Below are 22,600 nucleotides of genomic sequence, written 5' to 3' on the forward strand. Positions count from 1 at the left end.
TGATTAGCTCGCTACCGACTCACGACGACAGATCCGCCAGCCGCCCTAACCACAGACCTTCAGGCACGTTCCGCTCGAGGAATATGTTGCAGGCGAAGTCCGCGTTGCGCTCGGGAAAGTCTTCGCGGTAGTGACCACCCCGGCTCTCGCGCCTGACAAGCGACGCCGAAGCCATCAGTTCACCGACCTGGATCAAGTTCGCCAATTCGATGCCCCGCATGAGCTCAGCCGGCGTGCCGATCACCGTGTCCTGAAACAACTGGTTTCGCGTCTCCCTGCAGACACGCCTGAAGGTCCGGAGCCCGGCTTCCTCGCGCACGATCAGCAAATACCGGTTTGCACACTGCTGAATCCGTGCTTTCAGTTCGTCCAGCGTGTGCCTGCCATTTCGGCGGAATTGCTTGGCGACCGTGCGGTTGTCGTCCAAGGCCCCGGTCATCGCGCGGTGCGTCATCTTTTTCGCGCGTTCGGCCGCGGCCAGGCCCGCCCGGCGGCCGAAGACCTGGCACGTCAGGGCCATATTGCCGCCGAGACGGTCTGCGCCATGTGGACCCGCTGCCACCTCACCCGCAGCGAACAGACCCTTCAGATTGGACTGTGCGTTTTCGTCTATAAATAATCCGCCGTTGATCGCATGCGCGGAACAGGTGATCTGCACTCGGTCCCGATAAAGGTCGACGCCGTGCTCCTTATACCATTGGCAGGTTAGCGGCCACATCCTTGCGATGCTTCGGCTCTTGTCGGCCAGTATCGATTCGAGATCGCATCCGGCGAAGTCGAGAAACACGCCTCCTTCAGCCGTGCCGCGGCCATCGTTGAGTGCCTTCTGAATCGAAATTTCGACGTAGCGTGAGATGTCGCTCGAGCTGAACGGAAAGTGCCGCTCTTTTTGCCGAATGACATCTTCCTGAGCCAGCCCCGTCGGCAGATAGTCAGGGACGAACGCCCTGCCATCGCGGTCGGTGAGATTCGGGTGCGCGTCCCACAGGTAGTTGCCGAACAGGTTGACGAAAGGCGTCAGCACGCTCACACCGGCCTGCATGAACTCCATGTTGACCAGTCGCGCGCCCGCGCGATAAGCCATTGCATAGCCGTCGCCGGTAATGTCCGATGGATACAGGTTTTGGGCGAACAGCTGACTTGCACCCCCGGTGGTAAGAATCGTCGACTTGGCACGGATCAGCATCGGGTTTCCATCCGAATCGATCGCGTATGCGCCGAGACATTCGCCGTCCTGCGACAGCAGGTCGACGATCATCAACCGGTCCATGACCTTGATGCCGCGCCGGGACGCTTCGGTCCCCAGCGATTTCACGATTGGTTTGAAGTGCTCATGAATCACATGCGAGCGCGGTTTGGAAGAAAAGCATGCGCGAAAAACCAGGTAGTGGTCGTCCTCGCGCTCAAACTTTACGCCGTATCGTTCGAGGTAGCGCAGAGACTCATGCGCTTCGTTCGCGAGAATCGCGCTCAAGCGCGGGTCCGCCATGCCTTGAGCGGCATGCAGGATATCGGCGAGAAAAACATCAGGATTATCGCTGTGATCCCCTGCTCCGTCCGGCACATTGAAGGCGCCTACTTCAGCTACGCTATGAAACGTCGCGCCGCTTTTGCGAAATGCCCCTTTGATCACAACCAGCACGTCAGCGCCACTGGAATCCGCCTCGAGCGCGGCCCGCAGCGCAGCGCCGCCGCTGCCAACGACCAGCACATCCGTACTGACTTCCCTGCACCTGTCACTCATGCCTGCTTCCCCTGTTTTCATCGACGCGTACGGCACGCTCGCCGCATGGATGGCTTCAAACCCGCTTCACGCGACTCCGCCTTTTGCCGCGGCCGCCGCAACGGCCTCGGCGTCCTCGGCAACGCCGATTACGCCGTCCGCCAGCAGCGAGTCGATCATCGGCCGGTTCATTCCCACCCCTGACAAGATGTCGATCGTGTGCGCGCCCAACCGTGGCGGCGGCATACGGATAGCTGGCGCGCTGCCGTTGTAGCGCACCGGGTGATTGACGAGCGTCACGGGGCTGCCGGTTGCACCCTCGACTGTCTCGAAGCTCTTCAAGTGGCGCACCTGCGGATCGGCGACCACCTGCGCATAGTCGTTGACGCGCGTGTGCCAGACATGATGCCGTTCGAATAGTGGCAACCAGTGCGCCGTCGTGTCCTGCGCAAGCCGGCGCGCAAGCCGGTCGGAGATTTCCTGCTGCTCGTCGAATGCGCGCTTCGCGGGAATCCGTTCCTTTTCCGGGATCCCAAGGATCCGATAAATGATGTCGAGAGGACTCAGCGACAGTGCGATGAAACCGTCCGCAGTTGCATAAATGCCGTACGGTGCGGGGAAGTACCAACCTGATACACGCCCCGCCTGTCGCACGTCGTCATGGCCGTCGCCGTTCAGGAAACACGTGAGAGACTCCTGTTGCAAATCGAGCGCAGCCGCCAGCAAGCTTACGTCGACCCGGCAGCCCTCGCCCGTACGCTCGCGGTTGAGCAGTGCCGTCAGGATACCGTTCGCATACAGCGCAGCGCCGTGATGATCCACGACAGACACGCCCACCGCGCGTGGACCGTCCTCCCGGCTTCCGGTGATTGTCGCGATACCCGACATGGCCTGAATGATCAGGTCCTGCCCCGGCCGGCTGGCATAGGGTCCATCCGGACCGAATCCCGAGCCGGATGCATAGATGATGTCCGGCTTGACTGCCTTGAGTGCCTCGTAACCCAATCCCAGCTGTTCCATCACACCGGGACGGTAATTCTCGGCGACCACGTCGACCTGAGGCAGCAAGCTCATGACGATATCGATCGCCCGAGGGTCCTTGAGATTCAAAGCCAGACTGCGCTTATTGCGATTACCCATCAAAAGCAGCATCGTCTGCCCATCGATGGCGCGGTTCGCGCCGCCCCACTTGCGCTGAAATGCGCCGTCGACGGGTTCGACCGATATGACGTCGGCCCCGCAATCGGCGAGGTGCTGCACGCCCAAAGGCCCCATCAGAAAATGATTGAAGCTGAGAATGCGGATACCATTCAGCCCGTTCATATAATCTCCGTTACGTCGTGAGTCCGGCTGTCGGGGTGAGGTGGAACAGGGTTCTACTGAACTCCGCGTTCGCCCTGAACATTCGGAAGGCCGCGGCGTGGATATCTGCATCGATGCCGGTCAGAACTAAAGGAAAGCGTTGCCGATCGCGTCGAGAGGCGCATGCGCGAGGCACCAATGGTCAGCGACCCTTGAAGCGCGGCGGCCGCTTTTTGACGAATGCGCGGTGGCCTTCGGCGCGATCCTCGGTCTTGAACACGTCGAGATTCGCCTGATGCTCGCACTGCAGGCCTTGTTGGAGGTTGGTCTCGAACGAATCGAGCACGGCGCGCTTGGCCAGTCGGACCGCGAGCGGCGCGCGGGCGGCGATCAGCGACGCGATCTCGACGGCGCGTGCGATGCTGCGTGCCGGCGCGACGACCTCGGTCACAAGTCCGTGGCGCTCGGCCTCGGCTGCCGTCAGCGGCTCGCCGGTAAGCACGAGTTTCATCGCCAGTGTCTTGCCGAGCACCCGCGGCAGGCGCTGGGTGGCGCCATCGCCCGGAAGCGCGCCGATGACGATCTCTCGCTGCGAGAAGGTCGCGTCGTCCGCCGCGACGACGATATCGGCCAGCATCACCAGCTCGTGGCCACCACCGATGGCGAAGCCGTTGACCGCGGCGATCAGCGGCTTCGGAAAGGTTTCAATCGCCTTCCAGCTCGCGAGGCGCACCGGGTCCGCATACGCTGCGACCCCGCGTGCCGCCATGTCGGCAATATCCGCACCGGCGCTGAAGAAACCCTCGCCGCCGGTGAGCACGACAGCCCTGACTTCGTCGCTGACTTCGGCTGCCGCGAGCACGCGCGCCAGTTCCACCAGCAGCGGCACACACAGCGCATTGCGCTTGTCGTGATGATTCAACGTGATTAACCAGACGAAGCGAAGTGGTTGTTCCAGCTTCAGGTACTTCAGGTCCTCGAATGCGGCCAGCGGGACCGGCGCCGCGCCGCTTCGCTCGACGTGAGTCGTGTTCATGATGAGCCTCCGTTCTCGTGTTATTTGATTGCCAGCAAGTTCGGCAGGAAGCGTGGGATATGCGGGAAGACGATGATCAGCAGCAGGTCGACCGCCAGCGCGAAGATGAACGGCAGGATCGCCCGAGTCGCTTTTTCGACGGACACGCCGCCGATGGACGCAGCCGTAAAGAGGCAAAAACCAATCGGTGGCAGGTTGATGCCGATGGCTGAGTTGACCAGTACGATGACGCCGAACACCACCGGATCGATATGCATTTGCACGACGAGCGGCAGGAACACAGGGATCACCACCGCAATACTCGAGATCGTTTCGAGTACGGTATGGGCTACCAGAAGGAAGAGATTGATCAGGATCAGCAACACGAACGCGCTGGTCGTCACGGCCAGGAAGCTGTTGGCGACGTGTAACGGAATTTGCGCCTCAATCAGATAGCGGCCGAGCACGAACGCGAGCCCGAGAAGAAACGATACCCGCGTGGTATTGATGGCCGTGCGCGTGAGTATTTCCCCGAACTGCGACAGCTTGAGCGACTTGAAGATGAAGGCGCTCACCAGCGTCACATAGAACGCCGCGACGACGCCTGCTTCTACCGGCGTGAAGACGCCGCCAAGGATCCCGCCCAGAATGATCACGGGCGTCAGCAATGCCCAGATCGCCTGTCTGAAAGTCGTCCACAGCCGCCTGGCGGAAAACGCTTCGACCGCCGTATAGTTCTGGCGCACCGCAGTCAGGTAGTTCACGAGCATGAAGGAAACGACCACCAGCAGCATCGGCACTATCCCCGCGACGAACATCGTTCCGACCGAAACGTTGGCGGTGTAGGCGTACACCAGCATGCTCATCGACACGGGCGACAGCAATCCGAGTGAGCCCGCTGCCGACTGCAGCGCGACTGCGAACGCGCGTGAATATCCCTGCTTGACCATCCCGGGGATCATGACCGAGCCGATCGCTGCGGTATCCGCAGTCGCCGAACCGGAGAGGTCGGCGAAGAACATACTCGCAACGATCGTCACCTGTCCGATGCCGCCGCGCATGAAGCCGACAAGCGCCTGCGAAAAGTCGATGATCCGGCGCGAGACGCCGCCCGCATCCATGATTGCGCCTGTCAACATGAAGAACGGGATGGCCAGCAGGCCGACGTTATTCAGGTTCGAAAACAGCTGCTGCGGAATCACCAGCAGCGGGGTTCCATTCAGCGTCAATGCAATCGTCGCCGCAATGCCGATGCAAATGGCCACCGGTACACCCAAGCCGAGGAACCCGGCGCCTAGAGCGAGTGCCCACATGTTGATTCACCTCAGATATGTTCGGAGACGCCCTGCAACAGAGACTGCCTCGTTTGCGCGCCGGGCGCGAGATGAGAAACCGCGATTCGGACCGCGGAATGAAAGACCAGCAATGCGCCGCAGACGGGAATCGAGAGATATGGGTACACCATTGAGATCGGCAGAGAGGTCGCAGTTTCGGTGCCCATCAGCTCCAGCATGTCGCCACCGTACATAAGGAAGACCACGCCGAGCGCGAGGACTACGCAGTCGGTAAGGTCCGTCAGTGTCTGCGCGAAAGCGGGCGGACAACGGTCGGCCAGTACCCGCACCTCCGGATGAACCCGCAGCTTGGCTCCTGCCGCCGCACCGAGGCACGTGAGCCACACGAACAGATAAGCCGCGAGTTCGTCGGACCACGACAGCGAGTTGTGCAGGATGAAGCGGAAGACCACCCCGAGGCCAGCGACGAACACCATCATGAGAAGTAGTCCACCGCATAGGAACAGCGTGATCTTCAGGACCAGGTCATCGATAAACAGGAGATTATGGGCAAGCTTTTCCATGGCACTCTCCCTTCATTTCGAAGCGACAGCGGACTTGTCGGCCGCCTTGATTTCCTGATAAAGCGCCTGGCCATCGGGAATGTCGCTGAGCAGGCCCTCGCGCGCCCTTGCGGTCGCGGCGGCCCACGGCACCGTGTTTATCTCGGTCACCTGGGTGCCATTCTTCTTCATCGTTGCGAGCGCGTCGTCGTACTCGTGCTTGTATTCCTTCATGTCATAGTCCGCGGCGACGGCGGCAGCGGCATGAAACGCCTGCTGCTCGTCAGGCGAAAGACGCGTCCAGGCGCTCTTGCTGATTGCCAGCACCACGGGCAGGTAGTTCACGTGGGTCAGGTAGTAATGCTTCGCGACATCGGAAAATTTGTCCTGGATGAACTGCTCCGGTGACGTATCGCCGCCGTCGACCAGGCCTTGCGAAAGCGCCAGAAATAACTGGTTATAAGGCAGCGGCGTCGGATTTGCGCCCAGTGCCTTATAGCCCGCGATATAGCCGCGACTCTGCATCACTCGAACTTTCATATCCTTCATGTCATCGAGCGAGCCGACGGGCTTTTTAGCCGTGAACAAATTGCGTTCGCCCACCGACAGCCACGTCAAGCCGATCATGTTGACCGCCGGCATCATGTCGAGGAACTTGCGGCCGACCGGTCCTTGCAGAAGCCGGTTGGCGTCGTCGATGCTGCTGAAGAGATAAGGCGTATCGAAGATCTGCCACTGCTTGATCGTGTTTCCGATCGGCGCCTGTGCGGAAATCATGAGCTCCTGGGTGCCGGTGCGCAGCGCTTGTGCCATCTGCACTTCGCCGCCGAGCTGTGACTGCGGAAAGATCTCGATCTTGACCTTGCCGTGGGTTCGCTGCGCGACCTCCTTCGCGAACACTTGGGCAGTCAGCTGATAGTGGTTGTCCGGGGCGAGGGTGTGGCCCAGCTTCATGACGATCGGCTCGTCCGCACGGGCAACGCTTGCGACAACGACGCCCGCTGCGAGCAGCGTACCCACCATCATGGTGCGCCATGCGCGGCGCGCGCTGAAGAATGATTTCATTTCGTCTCCTTCCGTACTGGAATGTAATTTTCGCGCCGCGTCAGGCCGATCCGTCTGCAGGCGCTCCAAGTATTCGTGAGTGCACGCAACGGGCGTTAGGACCGGCCGACCGATTTCTTGTACTTTTTTACGGCGTCTTCGATAGCACGCGTTTGCCAGACTGCCTGGCGATTTATCCGGCGCACACGAGGCGAAAACCCTTGGTGGTATTGACTGATAGCTGACCGGGGGCAATCCGCGGCCGCTTGCGGATCGGCCGAAGACTGCAATCACTGCGTGCATACAGTCAAAAAAGTCCAAGCATTCGCCCAAACCGTCCTAACGGTCAGCAACCCGCACTCATTAAATTTGAGTCACACCCGCCGGCCCCAATCAACAAAGAACAGGCCGGCTCCGCAACCGACTCTCACTTCCAGAACCACCATGGCCAAACGCCCGCACATGGATTGTTACGCGGTCGGCGACACTGCCGATTTCGCCAAGACCGTAACTGAATTCGATATCTACGGCTTCGCCGGGATCGTCGGCGATTTCTATGCGGTGCATTTGAACGAGGAATTCGCCAAAACCACGCGCTTCGAGAAGCGCATTGCGCAAGGATGTCTGTCGGTCGGCTTCTTATCGACCGTGATGGGCTATATGGCGCAAAAGGCGCCGAGCCCCGGTGCGGTTTCTTACCGATACGACATCACGTTCAATGCGCCGGTATTTATCGGCGACACGGTCACCGCCCGCCTCACGCTGCGCGAGAAGGACGACGATCGCAACATGTGCGTTTTCAGGGCAGACGTCACGCGCCAGGACGGCACGCTGGTCGCATCTGGCGATACCTATCTGAAGGTGCTGTAACGCAGCCCCCTGCTTCAACCCATCTCCCGCTTTTTCACAGAGTCGAACATGCCGCATTGGTTAAACGAACAACACACCGCGATACGCGACGCCGTGCGCCGTTTCGCGGAAAACGAAATCGCTCCTGTCTCGGAAGAGCTTTGGGAAGCGGAAGCCTTTCCTTACGACATCTGGAAGCGTGCCGGCGAGCTCGGCTTCGCCGGCCTGCCTTATCCGGAGAGTTGGGGTGGCGGCGGTGGCGAATGGCTTTCCTATGTAATCGTGTTAGAGGAACTCGCACGGGTAGATTGCGCAATCGCCAACTCTCTAATGGCCAATTCGACGGTCGCAAGCCTGCTTTCCAACTATGGCACCGATGAGCAAAAGGATCGTTATTTGTGCCCTATCCTCGACGGCCGCAAGGTCGGCGCGATCGGATTATCGGAGCCCAACGCGGGCTCCGACGCGGCCAACATCGCGACGCGTGCGACGCTGGAAGGCGACCAATACGTCATCGATGGATCGAAGACCTTCATTAGCAATTCCGGCACGGAAGTGACCGGGCCGGTCGTCATCGCCGCGGTAACGGGAACGCGCCCCGACGGCCGCAAGGAAATTTCTAACTTCATCGTGCCCAACGGCACCCCCGGTTTCAGCTACGGACGCAAACTGCGTAAGATCGGCTGGCGCGCATCGAGCACCTACGAGTTGTTCTTCGAGCGCTGCACGATCCCGACCGCCAACCTGCTCGGCGAACGCGGTGCGGGCTTGCGACAGACGCTCGCCCAGATCAGCACGGGCCGAATCCTGATCGGCGCGCTCGCGCTAGGCATCCTGCAGGGTTCACTGGATCGGTCGATCGCGTACATGAAGGAGCGGCGCGCATTCGGCAAGCCGATCGCCGAGTTCCAGTCGCTGCAGTTCAAGATCGCTGACATGGCGGCCCACGCGCACGCCGCGCGACTGATGCTCTACGATGCCGCCGCGCTCAAAGATGCAGGCGTTCGCTTCGATCAGCAGGCGTCGATGGCCAAGCTCTTCGCCACCGAGCGCGCGATGGAGGCGGCTCATCAGGCGTTGCAGATACATGGCGGTTACGGCGTGATGAGCGAGTACCCAGTGTCGCGCGCATTCGGCGACGCCAAGGTGCTGGAGATCGTCGAGGGCACCTCGGAGATTCAGAGAATGATCATCTCGCGAAACCTGCTTGCCTGAACCCTCAGTCAAACAGATACGGACACGCGGTCGGGAGACAAGTCATGCTGGAAGGCATCAAGGTGTTAAGTTTTACTCACTTCTTGCAGGGCCCCGCCGCCGTGCAGATGTTGGCCGACGTCGGCGCGGGCGTGATCAAGATCGAACCGCCGGGCGGCGCGTTCGAGCGCAGTTGGACCGGCTTCGATGCGTATGTCGAAGGTGTGAGCATGTTTTTTCTGCTCGGCAACCGCAATCAGCGCAGCATCTCGCTGGATCTGCGCGACGAGCGCGCGCGCGAGATCGTCTGGCGGCTGATCAAGGAAGCCGATGTCCTGATCGAAAACTACCGGCCAGGCGTCCTGCAGCGCATGGGCTTCGGTTACGACGATGTCCGCGAGATCAACCCGCGGCTCGTGTACTGTTCGTGCACCGGCTACGGGTCATCGGGACCGTATCTCAAGCGGCCAGGGCAGGACCTGCTGCTGCAGGCCATCAGTGGCATGACGATGCTCTCCGGCGAGGCCGATTCCCCGCCCACGCCCGTCGGATCCGCGATCGTCGACCAGCACGCGGCGGCGTTGGCAGCCTTCGGCGTGGTCGCGGCCTTGCAGGCGCGTGAACGCACCGGCAAAGGCACGCTGGTCGAAAGCAACCTGCTCAACGCGGCGCTCGATCTTCAGATCGAGCCGTTCACCTACTACCTGAACAAGGGACCACTCTGGCCGCGCACGAACCCGCCGACCGGCAGCCGGTTCCATCCGTCGCCCTATGGGGTTTACAGGACTCTCGACGGCTGGATCGCCGTTTCGCTCACGCCCACTGAGAAGCTGGCGGCGGCCTTGTCTCAGCCCGTGCTGGCCGGGTTTTCGCACCCAAAGGACAACGTGCGCCGCCGCGACGAATTGAACCGCATCGTTTATGACGCGCTGACTGCGCGCACGACGGCCGACTGGATGACGACCTTCGATGAGCACGACATCTGGTACGCGCCCGTGAACGACTACCATCAGGTCGAGGCCGACCCGCAAGTGGCGCACAACCGCATCATCATGGAGGTCGAGCATCCGCAGGCCGGGCCGATTCGTTTGCTCGCACATCCGGTTCGATACGACGGCGCAGCACCACCGCTCACCCGTCAGCCGCCGCGGCAAGGCGAACACACCCGCGAGGTGCTCGCCGAACTGGGCTACGAGCCGGACGAAATCGATACGCTGGTCGAAGCGGGCGCGGCGCTGACCGGGCGGAGAACTGCATGAACACTCATCTGAATCAGTGCCACGAGATGCTGCGCTTTGACGATATCCAGATTGGCCGCTGCCAGGTACTCGTGCGTACCATCGCGGAAAGTGACGTGAACGCTTTCGGCCATCTGTCGGGCGACCTCAATCCCTTACACATGGATCAGCACTTCGCGGCACGCACGCCATTCGGCCACCGCGTGGCGCACGGCCTGCTGACCGCGGCATTGGTGTCGACGACCCATACCGGGTTGACCGGTCCCGGCTTCGTCTACGTCGGGCAGGAGTTGCGCTTTCTCGGACCCGTCTTCATCGACGATACGATCAGGATCCATGTGACCGTAGTCGAGAAGAAACCCGCCAAGCGCATCCTCGTGATGGACACCATGGTTCGCAATCAGGACGGCAAGCCGGTGCTGACCGGACTGTCGGCGCTGAAGGAATTGCGTTTCCAATGATCTGACAATCGGCAGGCGAGGCCAAACCTTTGCGGGTTTTCGACAACAGCCGTCACGCCGATTTGCTATTTACAATTACACTACGTTCGATGCCGACCGGCGAAGGAGAAACAGCACGCTTGATTTAGCCAAGGAGTGAGCTGGCTAAGCGAGCCAAACAAGTGAGCTGGATGCAGGAGACAAATTAAATGCTTAGAGGTTGTGGTTGTCAGTTGCCGGTCTTCAAGATCGCCAACTATGAGTATGGGTCGCGAATCAAGTCGATCGACTTTCATTTCGCACCCCTCGAAGATATGAAATCGACGTTGCCGTATCCTCATCGGCACGAGTTCTATCACATCGTCTGGGTCGTGTCGGGCAGCGGTCACCACATCATCGACTCGATTCGCTACGAGGTGCGGCCCAATACGCTGTTCTTCATGGCGCCAGGCCAGATCCACGACTTCGCATTGTCCGAAGATACAGTCGGCCACGCGATAAGTTTCTCGTCCGAATTTTTCGCCTTCAAGGTTCAGAACCGCCATTCGCAGACGGAAATTCCGGTCTACGATTTCGAGCGAATTCCGAACACGGTTTATATGAGCGACGCACAAGCTCAGGACCTTCATCATGTGCTGGATGGAATCGATGCGGAATATCAGGGTGAAGAGGCAGGCTACGAGGACGTCATCTGGTCATATCTGCGCGTTCTGCTAATCAAGTCCGTGCGTCTGGGCGGCGACGCCGTGACCGACGTCAATTCGTCGCGTAGCGTGCTGTTGTCGCGACGCTTCAAAAGCCTGCTGGAAAAACATTTCACCACGGTCCACGACGTCGCTCGCTACGCATGCCTGCTGAACGTCACAGAACGCGCGCTGAACGATGCGACGCGCCAGGCGCTCGGCAGCACGGCGGCCAAGCTGATTCGTGAACGCGTGATGCTGGAAGCGAAGCGTCTGTTGCTGCATTCGGAGGTCAATGTGGCGGAGATCGCAACACAGCTTGCCTTCGACGACCCGGCCTACTTCAGCCGATGTTTCCGCAAGCACACGGGCCGCTCGCCAATCGACTTCCGCCGCAGCCTGGAGAAACTGAGCATTTGAAGCAGTGGGACGATAGGCGTCCGGCTGCGACGTAGGAAAGTCCAATATAAGCCGCGCTTCGTCCTAACCGCTGGAACCGCCGCGCTCCTAGAATTTGCGTGCCCCCGTCACTCGGGAAACGCGAAAGTCATCAGGAGACCAAGGCGTGAATGCTTCGTACCAAGACCAAGGACTGTCCTCTGACCGGTCCGCCCTCTTCACCGATATCCTCGATCGCATTGCGACCAAAGTTGCAGAGGACGAGCCGACGCTCGGCGTCGAATTCCCCCAGATCACAGCGCCCGACGGAAAGTGGGTCCGGCTTCCGGCGTCGCTGTCCGCAGGCTACAGCGGTTCAGCGTGGAGCCACGGCAATTGGTTTTGCGGGTTCTGGGTCGGACTTTTGCTAACGTCGTATTTGCACACCGGCAACGACAAATACCTCTCGTGGGCCCGCGAGCGCATGCGTCTCGTCGCGCAGCGCGCGCAGGATCCTAACACGCACGACATCGGCTTTATCTTCGACAGCAGCGCCGTCCCGGGCTACGAAATCACCCGCGACTCGTGGTACGCGCAAATTGCGATGGAAGCCGCGGACAAACTGCGCGCGCGTCTTGTCACCACGCGCAGCGGCGCCTATCTCGCTTCCTGGGGCCCGCTTGACGATCCGCGCGGACGCAGCGCCTCGGCTATCGACACGATGGCTAATCTATCGTTGCTTTACTGGGCGGCGAACCATTCCGGGGACGGCAGTTATCGCCTCGCCGCCGAAGCGCACTCCGTCATGACCGCCAAGGCGTTTATCCGCCCCGACGATTCGACGTATCACGCGGTGGAGTACGACGTGACAACAGGTGCGCGCCAGCGCGGCTACACGTTTCAAGGCGCATTCGACGAATCGGCGTGGAGCCGGGGCCAGGCGTGGGCCGTCTATGGCTACGTGAACACGGCGCGTGAAACCGGCAAGCGCAACTGGCTAGACCTTGCCGGGCGGCTAGCGGCGTACTATCTGCGCCGGCTCGATGGACGTCCTGTGCCACCGTGGGATTTCGACGCCACTGGCGCGGACGCGGAAATCAAGGATACTGCCGCAGCAGCGGTGATGGCGTCAGCGCTGATCGAGATGGGCCGTCTGCATCCCGACCCTGCTGATGCGGTTCGCTGGCGCGAACACGGACTCGCGATGCTCGAAGCTCTATGTCGTGACGAGTTTGCCTACGAACCTGCGCAGCGGGGACTTTTGAGGAATTCCTGCTATTCGAAGCCGCACAATGAAGGCGTCGATGGCGCGACGATGTTCGGCGATTTCTTCTTCGCGGAAGCACTGAGTCGCGTGATGCTGCCAGGCAGGCTTCGGCCGGCCGACCCGCAACGCGTATCGCTCGCTTGAAGCGTATCTCCCCTCGCGGTTCCCAACTCTCGCTAGCCAGGCCGTCCATGATATCGAACGATCTTCCGCATTTTGTACCTACTGACCTACCCGATGCCCTGCTGGTCGGACGCATCTGGCGAAACGCGCCGATAGACGGGCCGTCGGTGGTCGTTGTTCGTGCCGGTCAGGCCTTCGACATCACGGCGTCGGCGCCGACGACCTCCGACCTGTTCGAGCACGTGGACCTCGTCGAGTTTGCGCATCACGTCGAGGGCGAGGCGCTCGGTCCCGTCGAGAACATCGGCCGCGCATTGCTGGCGCCGTGCGATCTTCAGGCCATCAAGGCATGCGGCGTGACCTTTGCCGTGAGCCTGCTCGAACGGGTCATTGAAGAACAGGCTAACGGCGACGCGACTCAAGCCGACACGGTCCGGGCGACGATCGCGCAACTGATCGGCACTGATCTCTCCAGGATTCGCCCCGGCACGGCAGCTGCCGACTGTCTGAAGCGGGAACTGGAACGGCGCGGCGCATGGTCGCAATATATGGAGGTCGGCATTGGGCCGGACGCAGAGGTGTTCACCAAGTCTCAACCGATGTCGGCGGTCGGCTACGGCGCGGACGTTGGGCTGCACCCGGCCTCCCGCTGGAACAATCCCGAGCCAGAAATTGTGCTGGCGGTAAACAGCCGCGGAACGATCGTCGGCGCAACCCTCGGCAACGACGTCAATCTCCGCGACATCGAGGGCCGCAGTGCGTTGCTGCTCGGCAAAGCGAAAGACAACAATGGCTCATGCGCGATCGGTCCTTTTATTCGGTTGTTCGATGAACGCTTCACCATGGACTCGGTGCGGGCGGCCAGCGTGTCGCTCAGGATTGAAGGCGCGGACGACGGATTTATTCTCGAAGGCGTGAGCCACATGCGCGAGATCAGCCGTGACCCAGAGGAACTTGTGGCCCAGACTGCCGGGCCGCATCACCAGTATCCAGACGGCTTCATGCTGTTCCTCGGCACGATGTTCTCTCCAATTGAAGACCGGCATGCTCCGGGCAGCGGCTTCACGCATCACCTCGCGGACAAGGTGACGATTGCAACGCCGGAGCTCGGCGCACTTGTCAACACCGTGCAGTCGTCAACCGAAATCGCGCCATGGCGATTCGGCGTACGCGCTCTTTACGAGACCCTTGCAAAACGGCGGGCGCTTACCCGCGCCATGGCGTAGGTACCATTCACGTGGACCGCCTCCGCGGATTCCAGCCTCGCCAAGCTACAAAGACTTTGTTCGCGAATCAGCGGAACGGGATACTAAATTTAGAAGCCCGGCGTCAGGACGACTTTCCCTGACGCCGTCCTGCCGTTCTGCAAATCGTCGAACGCCTGGCTTCCGGCATCGAGCGGCCGCACGTCGAGCCAATCCAGCGAACCGAACGCGCCTTCGTGCAACGCCGAAACCGTCGCGCGAAGATCCGCCATCGTATAGGTGTACGTACCCAGCAGCGTGATTTCAGCGAGCGTCAGCTTGCGCATATCGATTTCGCTTGCCCAGTCCTGGAGGCCGATGTGCATCACGACGCCGCCAGGCTTCACCGACGATAACGCGAGCGCGCGTGTCGGCTTTGCGCCCACGGCATCGATCACGAACTCAAACCGGCTTTCAGGCGCCGGCGCGTCCAACGGATCCCATGTCTCGCACTGCGCATGCTGCTCCGCCGATCGTCGACGCAGCGGATTGACCTCCGCCATTTCAACCGACCGGCAGCCGTACGATTTCAGTAACAACGCCGACAGCAATCCAATCGCCCCGCCGCCAATGACCAGCGCGCGGGTTTCCGGCAACGGTCTTTGCAGCGCGCGCATCGACAGATTCAGCGCATGCAGCGCCGTAGCAGCCGGCTCGGTCAGCGCGGCGTGCGTTGCGGGCATCTCCTGCGGAATTTCGACAACGCATCCCGCAGGCAACGACATATATTGGGCAAATGCACCCGGACGCGTCATGCCGACCATCGTCCGATTCGCGCACAGATTGTCGCGCCCCTGCACACAATATTCACAGTGCCCGCAGGTGATCAACGGATTGCCCGTGACGCGCAAGCCTTTCATCAGATGCGGTGCGCGCGTCTCCACGATCGTGCCGGCGAACTCATGACCGAGAATGAGGCCGGGTTTGCGTCGCGGATCGTGGCCGTGGAATGCGTGCATATCGGAGCCGCAAATACCGACCGCATCGATCCTGAGTATCACCTCGCCGTCGGCTGCCAGCGGTTCGGGCCGATCCAGCAACTGGAGCTCATTGGGCTGCGTGTAGACAAGTGCTTTCACAAGCGTTCTCCGTCGTGCAATTGCGTTACCGCCTACCGCGCGGTGTAGCCGCCGTCGACCATGATGGTCTGGCCCGTGACGTACGCGGACGCGTCACTCGCAAGAAACACCGTGACGCCATACAGATCGTCGAGTTGTCCATTGCGTCCGATGCACGTGTTCTGCGCGTGCATGTCCGCGACGCGCGCGTCGTTGAAAACGGGAGCCGTCAGCGCAGTGGGGAAAAAGCCCGGCCCAATCGCGTTGCACGTGATGCCGTAGCGTGACCACGCCTGCGCGATAGCACGCGTCAATTGCACGACACCGCCCTTCGCCGCGCCGTATGGCGCGCTATCGTTGAATGCACGGTATGACTGCAGCGACGCGATGTTGATGATGCGACCATGTCCGCGCGCCTTCATCGAGGGTGCGAGCGCCTGCGTCATGAAGAACGGCGCGCCAAGATGCAGTGCGAGCTGCTGTTGCCACGCTTGCGGCGTCACTTCATCGAATGGTTGACGCAGATTGACGCCCGCCGCGTTGACGAGAATGTCAATCTGGCCGTGCTGTGCCGCTGCATCGAGCGCGCAGGCGCGCGCCGCATGCGCGTCGCTCAGATCGCATGCGTGCATGTGCGCATCAATACCGTCATCCCGCAGCCGCATTGCCGCTTCGTCGAGCGCATCACTTCGCCGCGCCACCAGCACGACGCGCGCACCCGCCCCGCCCAACGCGCGCGCCATCGCTTCGCCGATGCCCGAGTTGCCGCCGGTCACGAGCGCGGTTCTGCCATTCAGGTCGAATAGTCGAGCGATATTCAACGGTGTCCTCCTTCGTCGTACCGATTGCACATGCCGATGGCGTTCATACCTGTACCGGTTCGCCACGCACGAATGCTTCGTCGGGAAAGTACTTCTGCAGGCGGTCGTCAGCGGTACGGGCGTGGGCTTCCATGCCTTCGAGCCGCGAGATACGCGCCGTCACTTCGCCAATGCGCTTCGCCGCATCGCGCGTCATGCGCTGCCACGTCAGCGTCTTCACGAACTTGTGCACCGAGAGCCCCCCTGAATAGCGCGCTGCGCCCTTGGTGGGCAGAACGTGATTCGGACCGCTCGCCTTGTCGCCGAATGCGACCGTCGTTTCTTCGCCGAGAAAGAGCGAGCCGTAGCACGTCAGATGATCGAGCCACCAGTCCAGATCGGCAGCCTGCACTTCGAGGTGTTCCGATGCATAGCGGTCAGACACGTCCACCACTTCCTCTCGCGTGTCGCACAGGATCACTTCGCCGTAGTCGCGCCACGCGGCGCCTGCGGCATCGTGTGCGGTCGGCGGCAACGCATCGATGAGTTGCGGAACCCGCTCAATGACCTCGTCGGCGAGCGCCTTCGACGTCGTGAACAACCATGCCGGCGACTCGTGGCCATGCTCGGCCTGGCCGACCAGATCGCTCGCGACCATCGCCGGGTCGGCACTGGCGTCGGCGATCACCGCAACTTCCGACGGCCCCGCGAAGACGTCGATCCCAACCTTGCCAAAGAGCGCGCGCTTCGCCTCCGCGACGAACTTGTTGCCCGGCCCCACCACAACGTCCGCCTGCTTGCCGGTAAAAAGCCCATACGCCATCGACGCAATCGCCTGCACGCCTCCCAGCGTCATCACGACATCGGCGCCTGCCGCCTTGAACGCATACAGCACATACGGATGGATGCCGCCTCCGCGAAACGGGCTCGAACAGGCAATCACCGTTTTCACGCCCGCTGCCTTGGCAGTCGCAACGCCCATGTATGCCGACGCGATATGCGCGTACCTGCCAGCAGGCGCATAACAGCCGACCACGTTGACGGGCACCACTTTTTGCCCTGCCGTCACGCCTGGATACAGTTCGACCGAGAAATCCCCAATCGAGCGCCGCTGTGCGAGCGCGAAGTCGAATACCTGTTGCGCGGCGAAATCGATATCGGCCTTCACGTGCGCGGGCACTTCGAGCGCACGCCGTTCGATCTCATCGGCGCAGACGATGATCGGACCGTCCCAGTTATCGAGTTTCTTCGCATACGCACGCGCGGCGTCTTCGCCATGCGCCTGAATCTGCGCAAGCATTTCACCGACGACCTGTTGCGCCGTCGCGGTCTCGGTTTCCGGCGTCTTGGCTGCTTTCTTCAGGTAAGTCACGCTCATCGCCTTCTCCTTCATCGATGTTAAAAATAATGCAAGCGCTTGCAGCGAGGGGCTTTTAAAAGGCCACACCGTGGCCTTTTTGCGCGATCGCGACCGCGCGTTATTTGCTGCCGTCCATTGCGAACGCCGCGAGTTTAGGGTCGCCCAACACACGCTTCATCGCGCTGTCGTCGATATAGTCTTTTGCTTCGGGGACGGACGCGAGCGCGCCCGATGCATGCATGAACTGCGCGATCTTCGTGAACGAATCGTCGGCCTGCGATGCGCCTTTCGTGCGGTCCATCGCGGCGAGTTGCTGCTTCAGGTCGAAGGTCGGGCGCGTAGCGAATTCCTTGCGCATCGAATCGTCGCTGATGTTGACGCCGCCCTCCTGGTAAAACTTCTTCATCATCGCGACGGCCTGGTCAGGGTGCGCCTTCATCCACGCCCATGCATGCAGATAGACGGCGAGAAACTTTGCCACCTCATCGGGATGCTGCTTCTCGAATTCGCCACGCGTGACGAGCGCGCCGGGCACCGATGCGCCGCCGTCCTTACCGGAGCACAACACGCGCGCGCCCGCCTTCTCTTCGAGCGTATAGTCATACGGCGCCCACACGCCCGCGTAATCAGCATTGCCCGACGACACAGCGGAAATGATCTCGGCCTGGCCCATGTTCTTGAGCGTCACGTCAGCCTTCGTCAGCCCATACTTTTTCAGGCATGCCTGTACCGCGTAATCACCCGTCGAGTTGGACGTCAACACGATGGTTTGGCCTTTCAGCGACGCCGGATTGCGGCGCACCGCGTCATAACGCGCCTTGCTCGCCATCAGAACGTTGCCCTGCGATTCGTCGTTTGTCAGGCCGATCACCTGAATGCCGAAGCGCTTGTAGCCGAGCACCGCCGGCACGGAACCCGTGCCGCCCACGTCCCAGGATTTCGACGCCGCCGCCGCAATCTGCGGCACGCCTGCGGGAAACACCGAAAACTCGGGCTTCAATCCGACCTCTGCCCACCACCCTTTTTCGGTTGCGACATAGAACGGCAACGCCCAATACAGCGCGGGCTGATAGCTGACCCTGATCGGAGTGAGATCGGCGGACCACACCGTGCCCGGCAACGCCGCACTGCCCGCGCAGAGCAACGCAATGAAAGGGATCGCGCGCAGACGTTTCATGTTGGTCTCCTGTTTTATGGGGTATTGCGCTCAGCCGTTGGAACCGGTGGCAGTTTTATGCAGCTTCATGCAGCGACACGTTCGACAGCGCCGTGTTCGTCGCGCAACGACTTCCAGATATGCGTGCGCAACCGGACGAACGATTCGAGATCCATCACGTCTTCGATCCGCTTGCACGCGTCCCAGCCATGCTGCTCGCGCACGGACTTCACATCGATCACTTCTTTCACGCGCCCCGGCCGGCCCGTCATCACGACGACGCGATCCGCGAGATATACCGACTCTTCGACCGCGTGCGTGATGAACAGCACCGTGCGCGGATTCACGCGCGTGAGCCGCACCAGTTCTTCCTGCATGACGACCCGGGTTTGGGCATCGAGCGCGCCGAACGGCTCGTCCATCAGCAGCACGCCGGGGTCGAGCGCATACGCGCGCGCGATCGCGACACGCTGCTGCATGCCGCCCGATAGTTGATGCGGATACGCCTGCTCGTAGCCGCGCAGATTCATCAGCGACAAATAGCGTTCGATCGTTTCGCGTCTTGCGTCGGCGGCCATGCCCTTCGCGCGCAAGCCGAGATCGATGTTGTCCCACACTGTCTTCCACGGGAACAGCGCGAACTGCTGAAAGACGACCGCGCGATCGGGTCCTGGCCGTGTCACCTTGCGGCCCGCCACCGTCACGCTGCCCGAAGTCGGAAACTCGAGACCCGCGACCATCCGCAGACACGTCGTCTTGCCACAGCCCGACGGCCCGACGATCGCAACGAATTCCTTGTCGGCGATTTCCAGTTCGACGTGTTCCAGCGCGACGACGCTCGCCTTGTCGCGCCTGAACATGCGGGACACATCATTGAAACGAATCATGCTCATCGTGCGCTCCGTCACGGTTGAGGGAGTGAAGCCACGGTGCTAGTGCCGGGCCACGCGCCGGTTGCGCATCGCGTACGCTTCGATGCGTCCAAGCAGCAGGTCGATTGCCGCGCCCACCATACCGATTGCGATCATCGCGCTCATCACCGTCGCAGTGTCGATTGCCGCTTGTCCCTTGACCATCATGTAGCCAATGCCGCTCGACGCGACGATCAGTTCGGCGCCGACCAGCGACATCCAGCCCAGTCCCGCCGCGACGCGCACACCTGCGATCACCGACGGCAACGCGCCTGGCAGCAGCACTTCGCAGACGATCATCCGGTTCGACGCGCCGAGCATGCGCGCCGCTTCGAGCAGCCTGGCGTCGACCTGCTGCGCACCGCGATAAGCATTGACGACGCACGGCGCAAACGCACCCGCAAAAATGATCAGGACCGGGCCACCGATGCCCGTGCCGAACCACAACGCGGCAAACGGCACCCATGCAATCGGCGCGATGAAACGCACGGTTTCGAAGAGCGGCGTCACGCAGTAGTCGAGCCAGCGGAACCAGCCCATCATCAGACCGAGCGGCACGCCCAGCGCGACGGCCAGCAAAAAGCCCATCAGATAGCGTTGCAAGCTCGACCACAGATGCACTTCGAGCGTGTAACCGACAAACGGATGCGTGAGCAGATCGGCAAACTTGTGAACGACTGCAAGCGGCGTCGGTAGAAAGATCGCGGGGAAGAGTTCTGCTGCCGATGCCAGCCACCAGATGCCGAAGAATGCGATCAGCCCCGCGGCATTCAGCGTCCAGAGCGGCACGTTGCGTCGAGCCACAGCACGCCCAGGCTCGCTGACCATCTTGCGCTGGCGCAACGTGCGTGCCGCACTGCCGGACTCGCGATCGACGCCGACGGGCTCGATGTCAGGATGCGCGACACCGCGCAGATGACCCGGTTTCATCTGTTCGCTCTCCAAGGCATGAGTTGCCGTTCGATTTGCCCAAGCGCGACAGTCATCAACCATCCACACAGCGCGACCGTCAGCATCGCAACGACGATCATCGCCGGATAGATGTCGAGCGAGCCTTGCGTCAGCAGATGCCCGAGACCTCTGACCGCACCGATCAGTTCGCCCGCCACGAGCGTCGTCCATGAAGCCTGCAATGAGAGGCGCAAGCCTGTGAAAATCATCGGCAGCGCGCCGGGAATCATCACTTCCAGCACGAAGCGCGAACGCCGCAAACCCAGCATCTCGGCGGCCTCGAGCATCGGCACGTCGAGATTGCGCACGCCCGCGAAACTGTTGATCACGCATGGCACGAACGCCGCGAACCAGATCACCATCACCTTCGCGGAGTCGCCGAGTCCAAGCCAGACGATCGCGAGCGGAATCCACGCGAGCGGCGGAATGGGTCGCAACAGCAGAAAGATCGGGTTGAAGAACGCTTGCGCACGCGCCGAGTAGCCCATCCATAGGCCGAGCGGCACGCCCGTCACTGCCGCCGTCGCGAAGCCGTATAGAACGAGCTTCACGCTCTGCACGATGTGCTGGTCGAGACGGCCGTCGGCATAACCGACCGTCACCACCTGGGCAAGCGCCTGCCAGGTATCGAACGGAGTGGGGAATCTCGACGCTGCGACGATGCCTGTGAGAGCCGTCAGCACGTACCACGCGGCGAGCGTTGCAGCGAGCGTGCCGATGCTGCACAGGAAGCGCGGTGAACGGATTGCGGGGAACACATTGTCTCCTGCCTGTTCAGCGGCGTGAAATGCAACGCGCCGCGCAATGAAATGTAACCGCTTGCATTTGAATATAGACGCTATGATCACGGGTCACATCGGGATTTATACCGATTCGAATGATGTTGTACTGTCGTTCGCTTGCAAGCGGGCACTACAATCAATTGAGCCTATCCAAACCTGTCTGATCTGCCGCAATGAATACCTTGCCACGCGCCCGTATCAGCGATGTCGCCACACTCGCCGGCGTCTCGACGGCAACTGTGTCGCGCGCTCTCTCCAACCCCGACATGGTGAAAGCGGACACGCGCGCGCGCATCCGTGATGCGATCGCCACGCTGGGATATGTGCCCGACGGCGCGGCGCGCGCGCTTGCGCTGGGCCGTGCGCGAATGGTCGGCGCAATCGTGCCGACGCTCGACAACGCGATCTTCGCGCGTGCGGTGCAAGGCTTGCAAACCACACTGTCGAATTCCGGCTATCAGTTGCTGATCTCCGCGCACGAGTACAACCTGTCCGCGGAAATCGAAGTCGTGCGCGCGCTGCTGGAACGTGCTGTCGACGCAATCGTTCTGGTCGGCACCGACCATGCGCCGCAAACCTATGAACTGATTCGCGCGAGCCACGTCGCGCTGCTGCTGACCTGGTCGCACGCCGAGCGCCCCGGCGCAGCCGGCAGCGGCGACGCAGATACACCGCCGTCGATTGGCTTCGACAACCAGTTGATCGGGCAACTGGCCGCTGAACATCTGCTCGAACTCGGTCATCGCCGCTTCGGCGTGATCTCGGGCTTCACGCGCCATAACGACCGCGCGCGTCAGCGGATCGAAGGCTTCCGGCGAACCCTTGCACAGCACGAGATCCGTCTGCCTGATGCGAACATCATCGAACAGCCGTTCGGCTTCGAAGGCGGTCGCGCCGGGCTCAAGCTACTGACGCAATTGCGCCCTGCTCCAACCGCCATTTTCTGCGGCAATGACGTGCTCGCGCTGGGTTGCCTGTTCGAAGCGCAATCGGCCGGTATCGCCGTGCCGCAGCAGTTATCGATTGTCGGTTGCGACAATCTGCCCATCGTCTCGCAGATCACACCAGGTCTCACTACCGTGCTGTTGCCCACTTACGAACTCGGCGAACGCGTCGCGCGCGCACTGCTGCGCTGGCTCTCGGACGGCGTGCCGCCGCAGCGCGAGTGTCTGCCGATCGAACTGATCGTGCGTGGCACGAGCGGCCCGGCGCCCGCGTGAAGTGCGCCTGGTTCCTTTCGGCGCA

21 protein-coding genes are annotated in these 22,600 nt (G+C 61.5%); 8 read left to right on the forward strand and 13 right to left on the reverse strand.

Annotated elements, in window-relative coordinates:
• Positions 1 to 19: 19 nt before the first annotated feature.
• The 6 genes from OKW26_RS25150 to OKW26_RS25175 form a co-directional block, all read right to left on the reverse strand.
• A complete protein-coding gene (locus OKW26_RS25150) occupies positions 20 to 1,744 on the reverse strand; it encodes an FAD-binding protein (protein WP_429355555.1) in 1,725 nt (574 codons plus the stop codon).
• Positions 1,745 to 1,810: 66 nt separating this feature from the next.
• Complete coding sequence (locus tag OKW26_RS25155) at positions 1,811 to 3,046, reverse strand: CaiB/BaiF CoA transferase family protein (RefSeq protein WP_429357126.1); 1,236 nt, start codon at positions 3,044 to 3,046, stop codon at positions 1,811 to 1,813.
• A gap of 181 nt (positions 3,047 to 3,227) precedes the next feature.
• Positions 3,228 to 4,061, reverse strand: coding sequence for an enoyl-CoA hydratase-related protein (locus tag OKW26_RS25160; RefSeq protein WP_184066490.1), 834 nt, complete (start codon positions 4,059 to 4,061; stop codon positions 3,228 to 3,230).
• Positions 4,062 to 4,081: 20 nt separating this feature from the next.
• Positions 4,082 to 5,353, reverse strand: a complete 1,272-nt coding sequence (locus OKW26_RS25165; protein ID WP_090804962.1) for a TRAP transporter large permease — start codon at positions 5,351 to 5,353, stop codon at positions 4,082 to 4,084.
• Positions 5,354 to 5,364: 11 nt separating this feature from the next.
• Complete coding sequence (locus tag OKW26_RS25170; protein WP_429355556.1) at positions 5,365 to 5,898, reverse strand: TRAP transporter small permease; 534 nt, start codon at positions 5,896 to 5,898, stop codon at positions 5,365 to 5,367.
• A gap of 12 nt (positions 5,899 to 5,910) precedes the next feature.
• Positions 5,911 to 7,011 carry a TRAP transporter substrate-binding protein gene (locus tag OKW26_RS25175; protein ID WP_244144790.1) on the reverse strand — a complete coding sequence of 367 codons (1,101 nt, stop codon included), beginning with the start codon at positions 7,009 to 7,011 and terminating at the stop codon, positions 5,911 to 5,913.
• Between the two features lie 207 nt (positions 7,012 to 7,218).
• Here OKW26_RS25175 and OKW26_RS25180 point away from each other — a divergent pair, with 207 nt between their 5' ends.
• The 7 genes from OKW26_RS25180 (at position 7,219) to OKW26_RS25210 (ending at position 14,319) form a co-directional block, all read left to right on the forward strand.
• Entirely contained in the window at positions 7,219 to 7,791 is a 573-nt protein-coding gene (locus OKW26_RS25180) for a MaoC family dehydratase (RefSeq protein WP_244144791.1), read from the forward strand.
• Positions 7,792 to 7,839: 48 nt separating this feature from the next.
• Positions 7,840 to 8,985 carry an acyl-CoA dehydrogenase family protein gene (locus OKW26_RS25185; RefSeq protein ID WP_090804968.1) on the forward strand — a complete coding sequence of 382 codons (1,146 nt, stop codon included), beginning with the start codon at positions 7,840 to 7,842 and terminating at the stop codon, positions 8,983 to 8,985.
• 44 nt (positions 8,986 to 9,029) lie between these two features.
• Positions 9,030 to 10,223: a CaiB/BaiF CoA transferase family protein gene (locus OKW26_RS25190; protein ID WP_429355557.1), complete on the forward strand. Its 1,194-nt coding sequence runs from the start codon at positions 9,030 to 9,032 to the stop codon at positions 10,221 to 10,223.
• The gene (locus OKW26_RS25195; RefSeq protein ID WP_018424295.1) at positions 10,220 to 10,663 is read left to right on the forward strand and encodes a MaoC family dehydratase; all 444 of its coding nucleotides are present in this window, start codon (positions 10,220 to 10,222) and stop codon (positions 10,661 to 10,663) included. Before OKW26_RS25190 ends, OKW26_RS25195 begins: the two co-directional genes overlap by 4 nt.
• Positions 10,664 to 10,851: 188 nt before the next feature.
• Complete coding sequence (locus OKW26_RS25200) at positions 10,852 to 11,745, forward strand: helix-turn-helix domain-containing protein (RefSeq protein ID WP_090804973.1); 894 nt, start codon at positions 10,852 to 10,854, stop codon at positions 11,743 to 11,745.
• Positions 11,746 to 11,890: 145 nt separating this feature from the next.
• Complete coding sequence (locus tag OKW26_RS25205; protein ID WP_184066481.1) at positions 11,891 to 13,114, forward strand: glycoside hydrolase family 88 protein; 1,224 nt, start codon at positions 11,891 to 11,893, stop codon at positions 13,112 to 13,114.
• Between the two features lie 47 nt (positions 13,115 to 13,161).
• Positions 13,162 to 14,319: a fumarylacetoacetate hydrolase family protein gene (locus tag OKW26_RS25210; RefSeq protein ID WP_429355558.1), complete on the forward strand. Its 1,158-nt coding sequence runs from the start codon at positions 13,162 to 13,164 to the stop codon at positions 14,317 to 14,319.
• Positions 14,320 to 14,408: 89 nt separating this feature from the next.
• Here OKW26_RS25210 and OKW26_RS25215 read toward each other — a convergent pair whose 3' ends face one another.
• The 7 genes from OKW26_RS25215 to OKW26_RS25245 form a co-directional block, all read right to left on the reverse strand.
• Entirely contained in the window at positions 14,409 to 15,416 is a 1,008-nt protein-coding gene (locus OKW26_RS25215) for a galactitol-1-phosphate 5-dehydrogenase (protein ID WP_429355559.1), read from the reverse strand.
• A 32-nt stretch (positions 15,417 to 15,448) separates the two neighbouring features.
• Complete coding sequence (locus OKW26_RS25220) at positions 15,449 to 16,216, reverse strand: SDR family NAD(P)-dependent oxidoreductase (protein ID WP_090804981.1); 768 nt, start codon at positions 16,214 to 16,216, stop codon at positions 15,449 to 15,451.
• 43 nt (positions 16,217 to 16,259) lie between these two features.
• Positions 16,260 to 17,573 (reverse strand): histidinol dehydrogenase, encoded by a 1,314-nt coding sequence (gene hisD / locus OKW26_RS25225; RefSeq protein WP_429355560.1) that lies wholly within the window; start codon positions 17,571 to 17,573, stop codon positions 16,260 to 16,262.
• 100 nt (positions 17,574 to 17,673) lie between these two features.
• Positions 17,674 to 18,732 carry an ABC transporter substrate-binding protein gene (locus OKW26_RS25230; protein ID WP_429355561.1) on the reverse strand — a complete coding sequence of 353 codons (1,059 nt, stop codon included), beginning with the start codon at positions 18,730 to 18,732 and terminating at the stop codon, positions 17,674 to 17,676.
• 65 nt (positions 18,733 to 18,797) lie between these two features.
• Positions 18,798 to 19,604, reverse strand: coding sequence for an ABC transporter ATP-binding protein (locus tag OKW26_RS25235; protein WP_018422900.1), 807 nt, complete (start codon positions 19,602 to 19,604; stop codon positions 18,798 to 18,800).
• 39 nt (positions 19,605 to 19,643) lie between these two features.
• Positions 19,644 to 20,552 carry an ABC transporter permease gene (locus OKW26_RS25240; protein ID WP_429355562.1) on the reverse strand — a complete coding sequence of 303 codons (909 nt, stop codon included), beginning with the start codon at positions 20,550 to 20,552 and terminating at the stop codon, positions 19,644 to 19,646.
• Complete coding sequence (locus OKW26_RS25245) at positions 20,549 to 21,331, reverse strand: ABC transporter permease (RefSeq protein ID WP_429355563.1); 783 nt, start codon at positions 21,329 to 21,331, stop codon at positions 20,549 to 20,551. Before OKW26_RS25245 ends, OKW26_RS25240 begins: the two co-directional genes overlap by 4 nt.
• Before the next feature lie 197 nt (positions 21,332 to 21,528).
• Between OKW26_RS25245 and OKW26_RS25250 the strand changes: the two genes are divergently transcribed.
• The gene (locus OKW26_RS25250; protein WP_187610049.1) at positions 21,529 to 22,575 is read left to right on the forward strand and encodes a LacI family DNA-binding transcriptional regulator; all 1,047 of its coding nucleotides are present in this window, start codon (positions 21,529 to 21,531) and stop codon (positions 22,573 to 22,575) included.
• Positions 22,576 to 22,600 lie beyond the last annotated feature (25 nt).

It is taken from the genome of Paraburkholderia sp. 32 (assembly GCF_050435345.1).
In the GTDB taxonomy this organism is placed as follows: domain Bacteria; phylum Pseudomonadota; class Gammaproteobacteria; order Burkholderiales; family Burkholderiaceae; genus Paraburkholderia; species Paraburkholderia tuberum.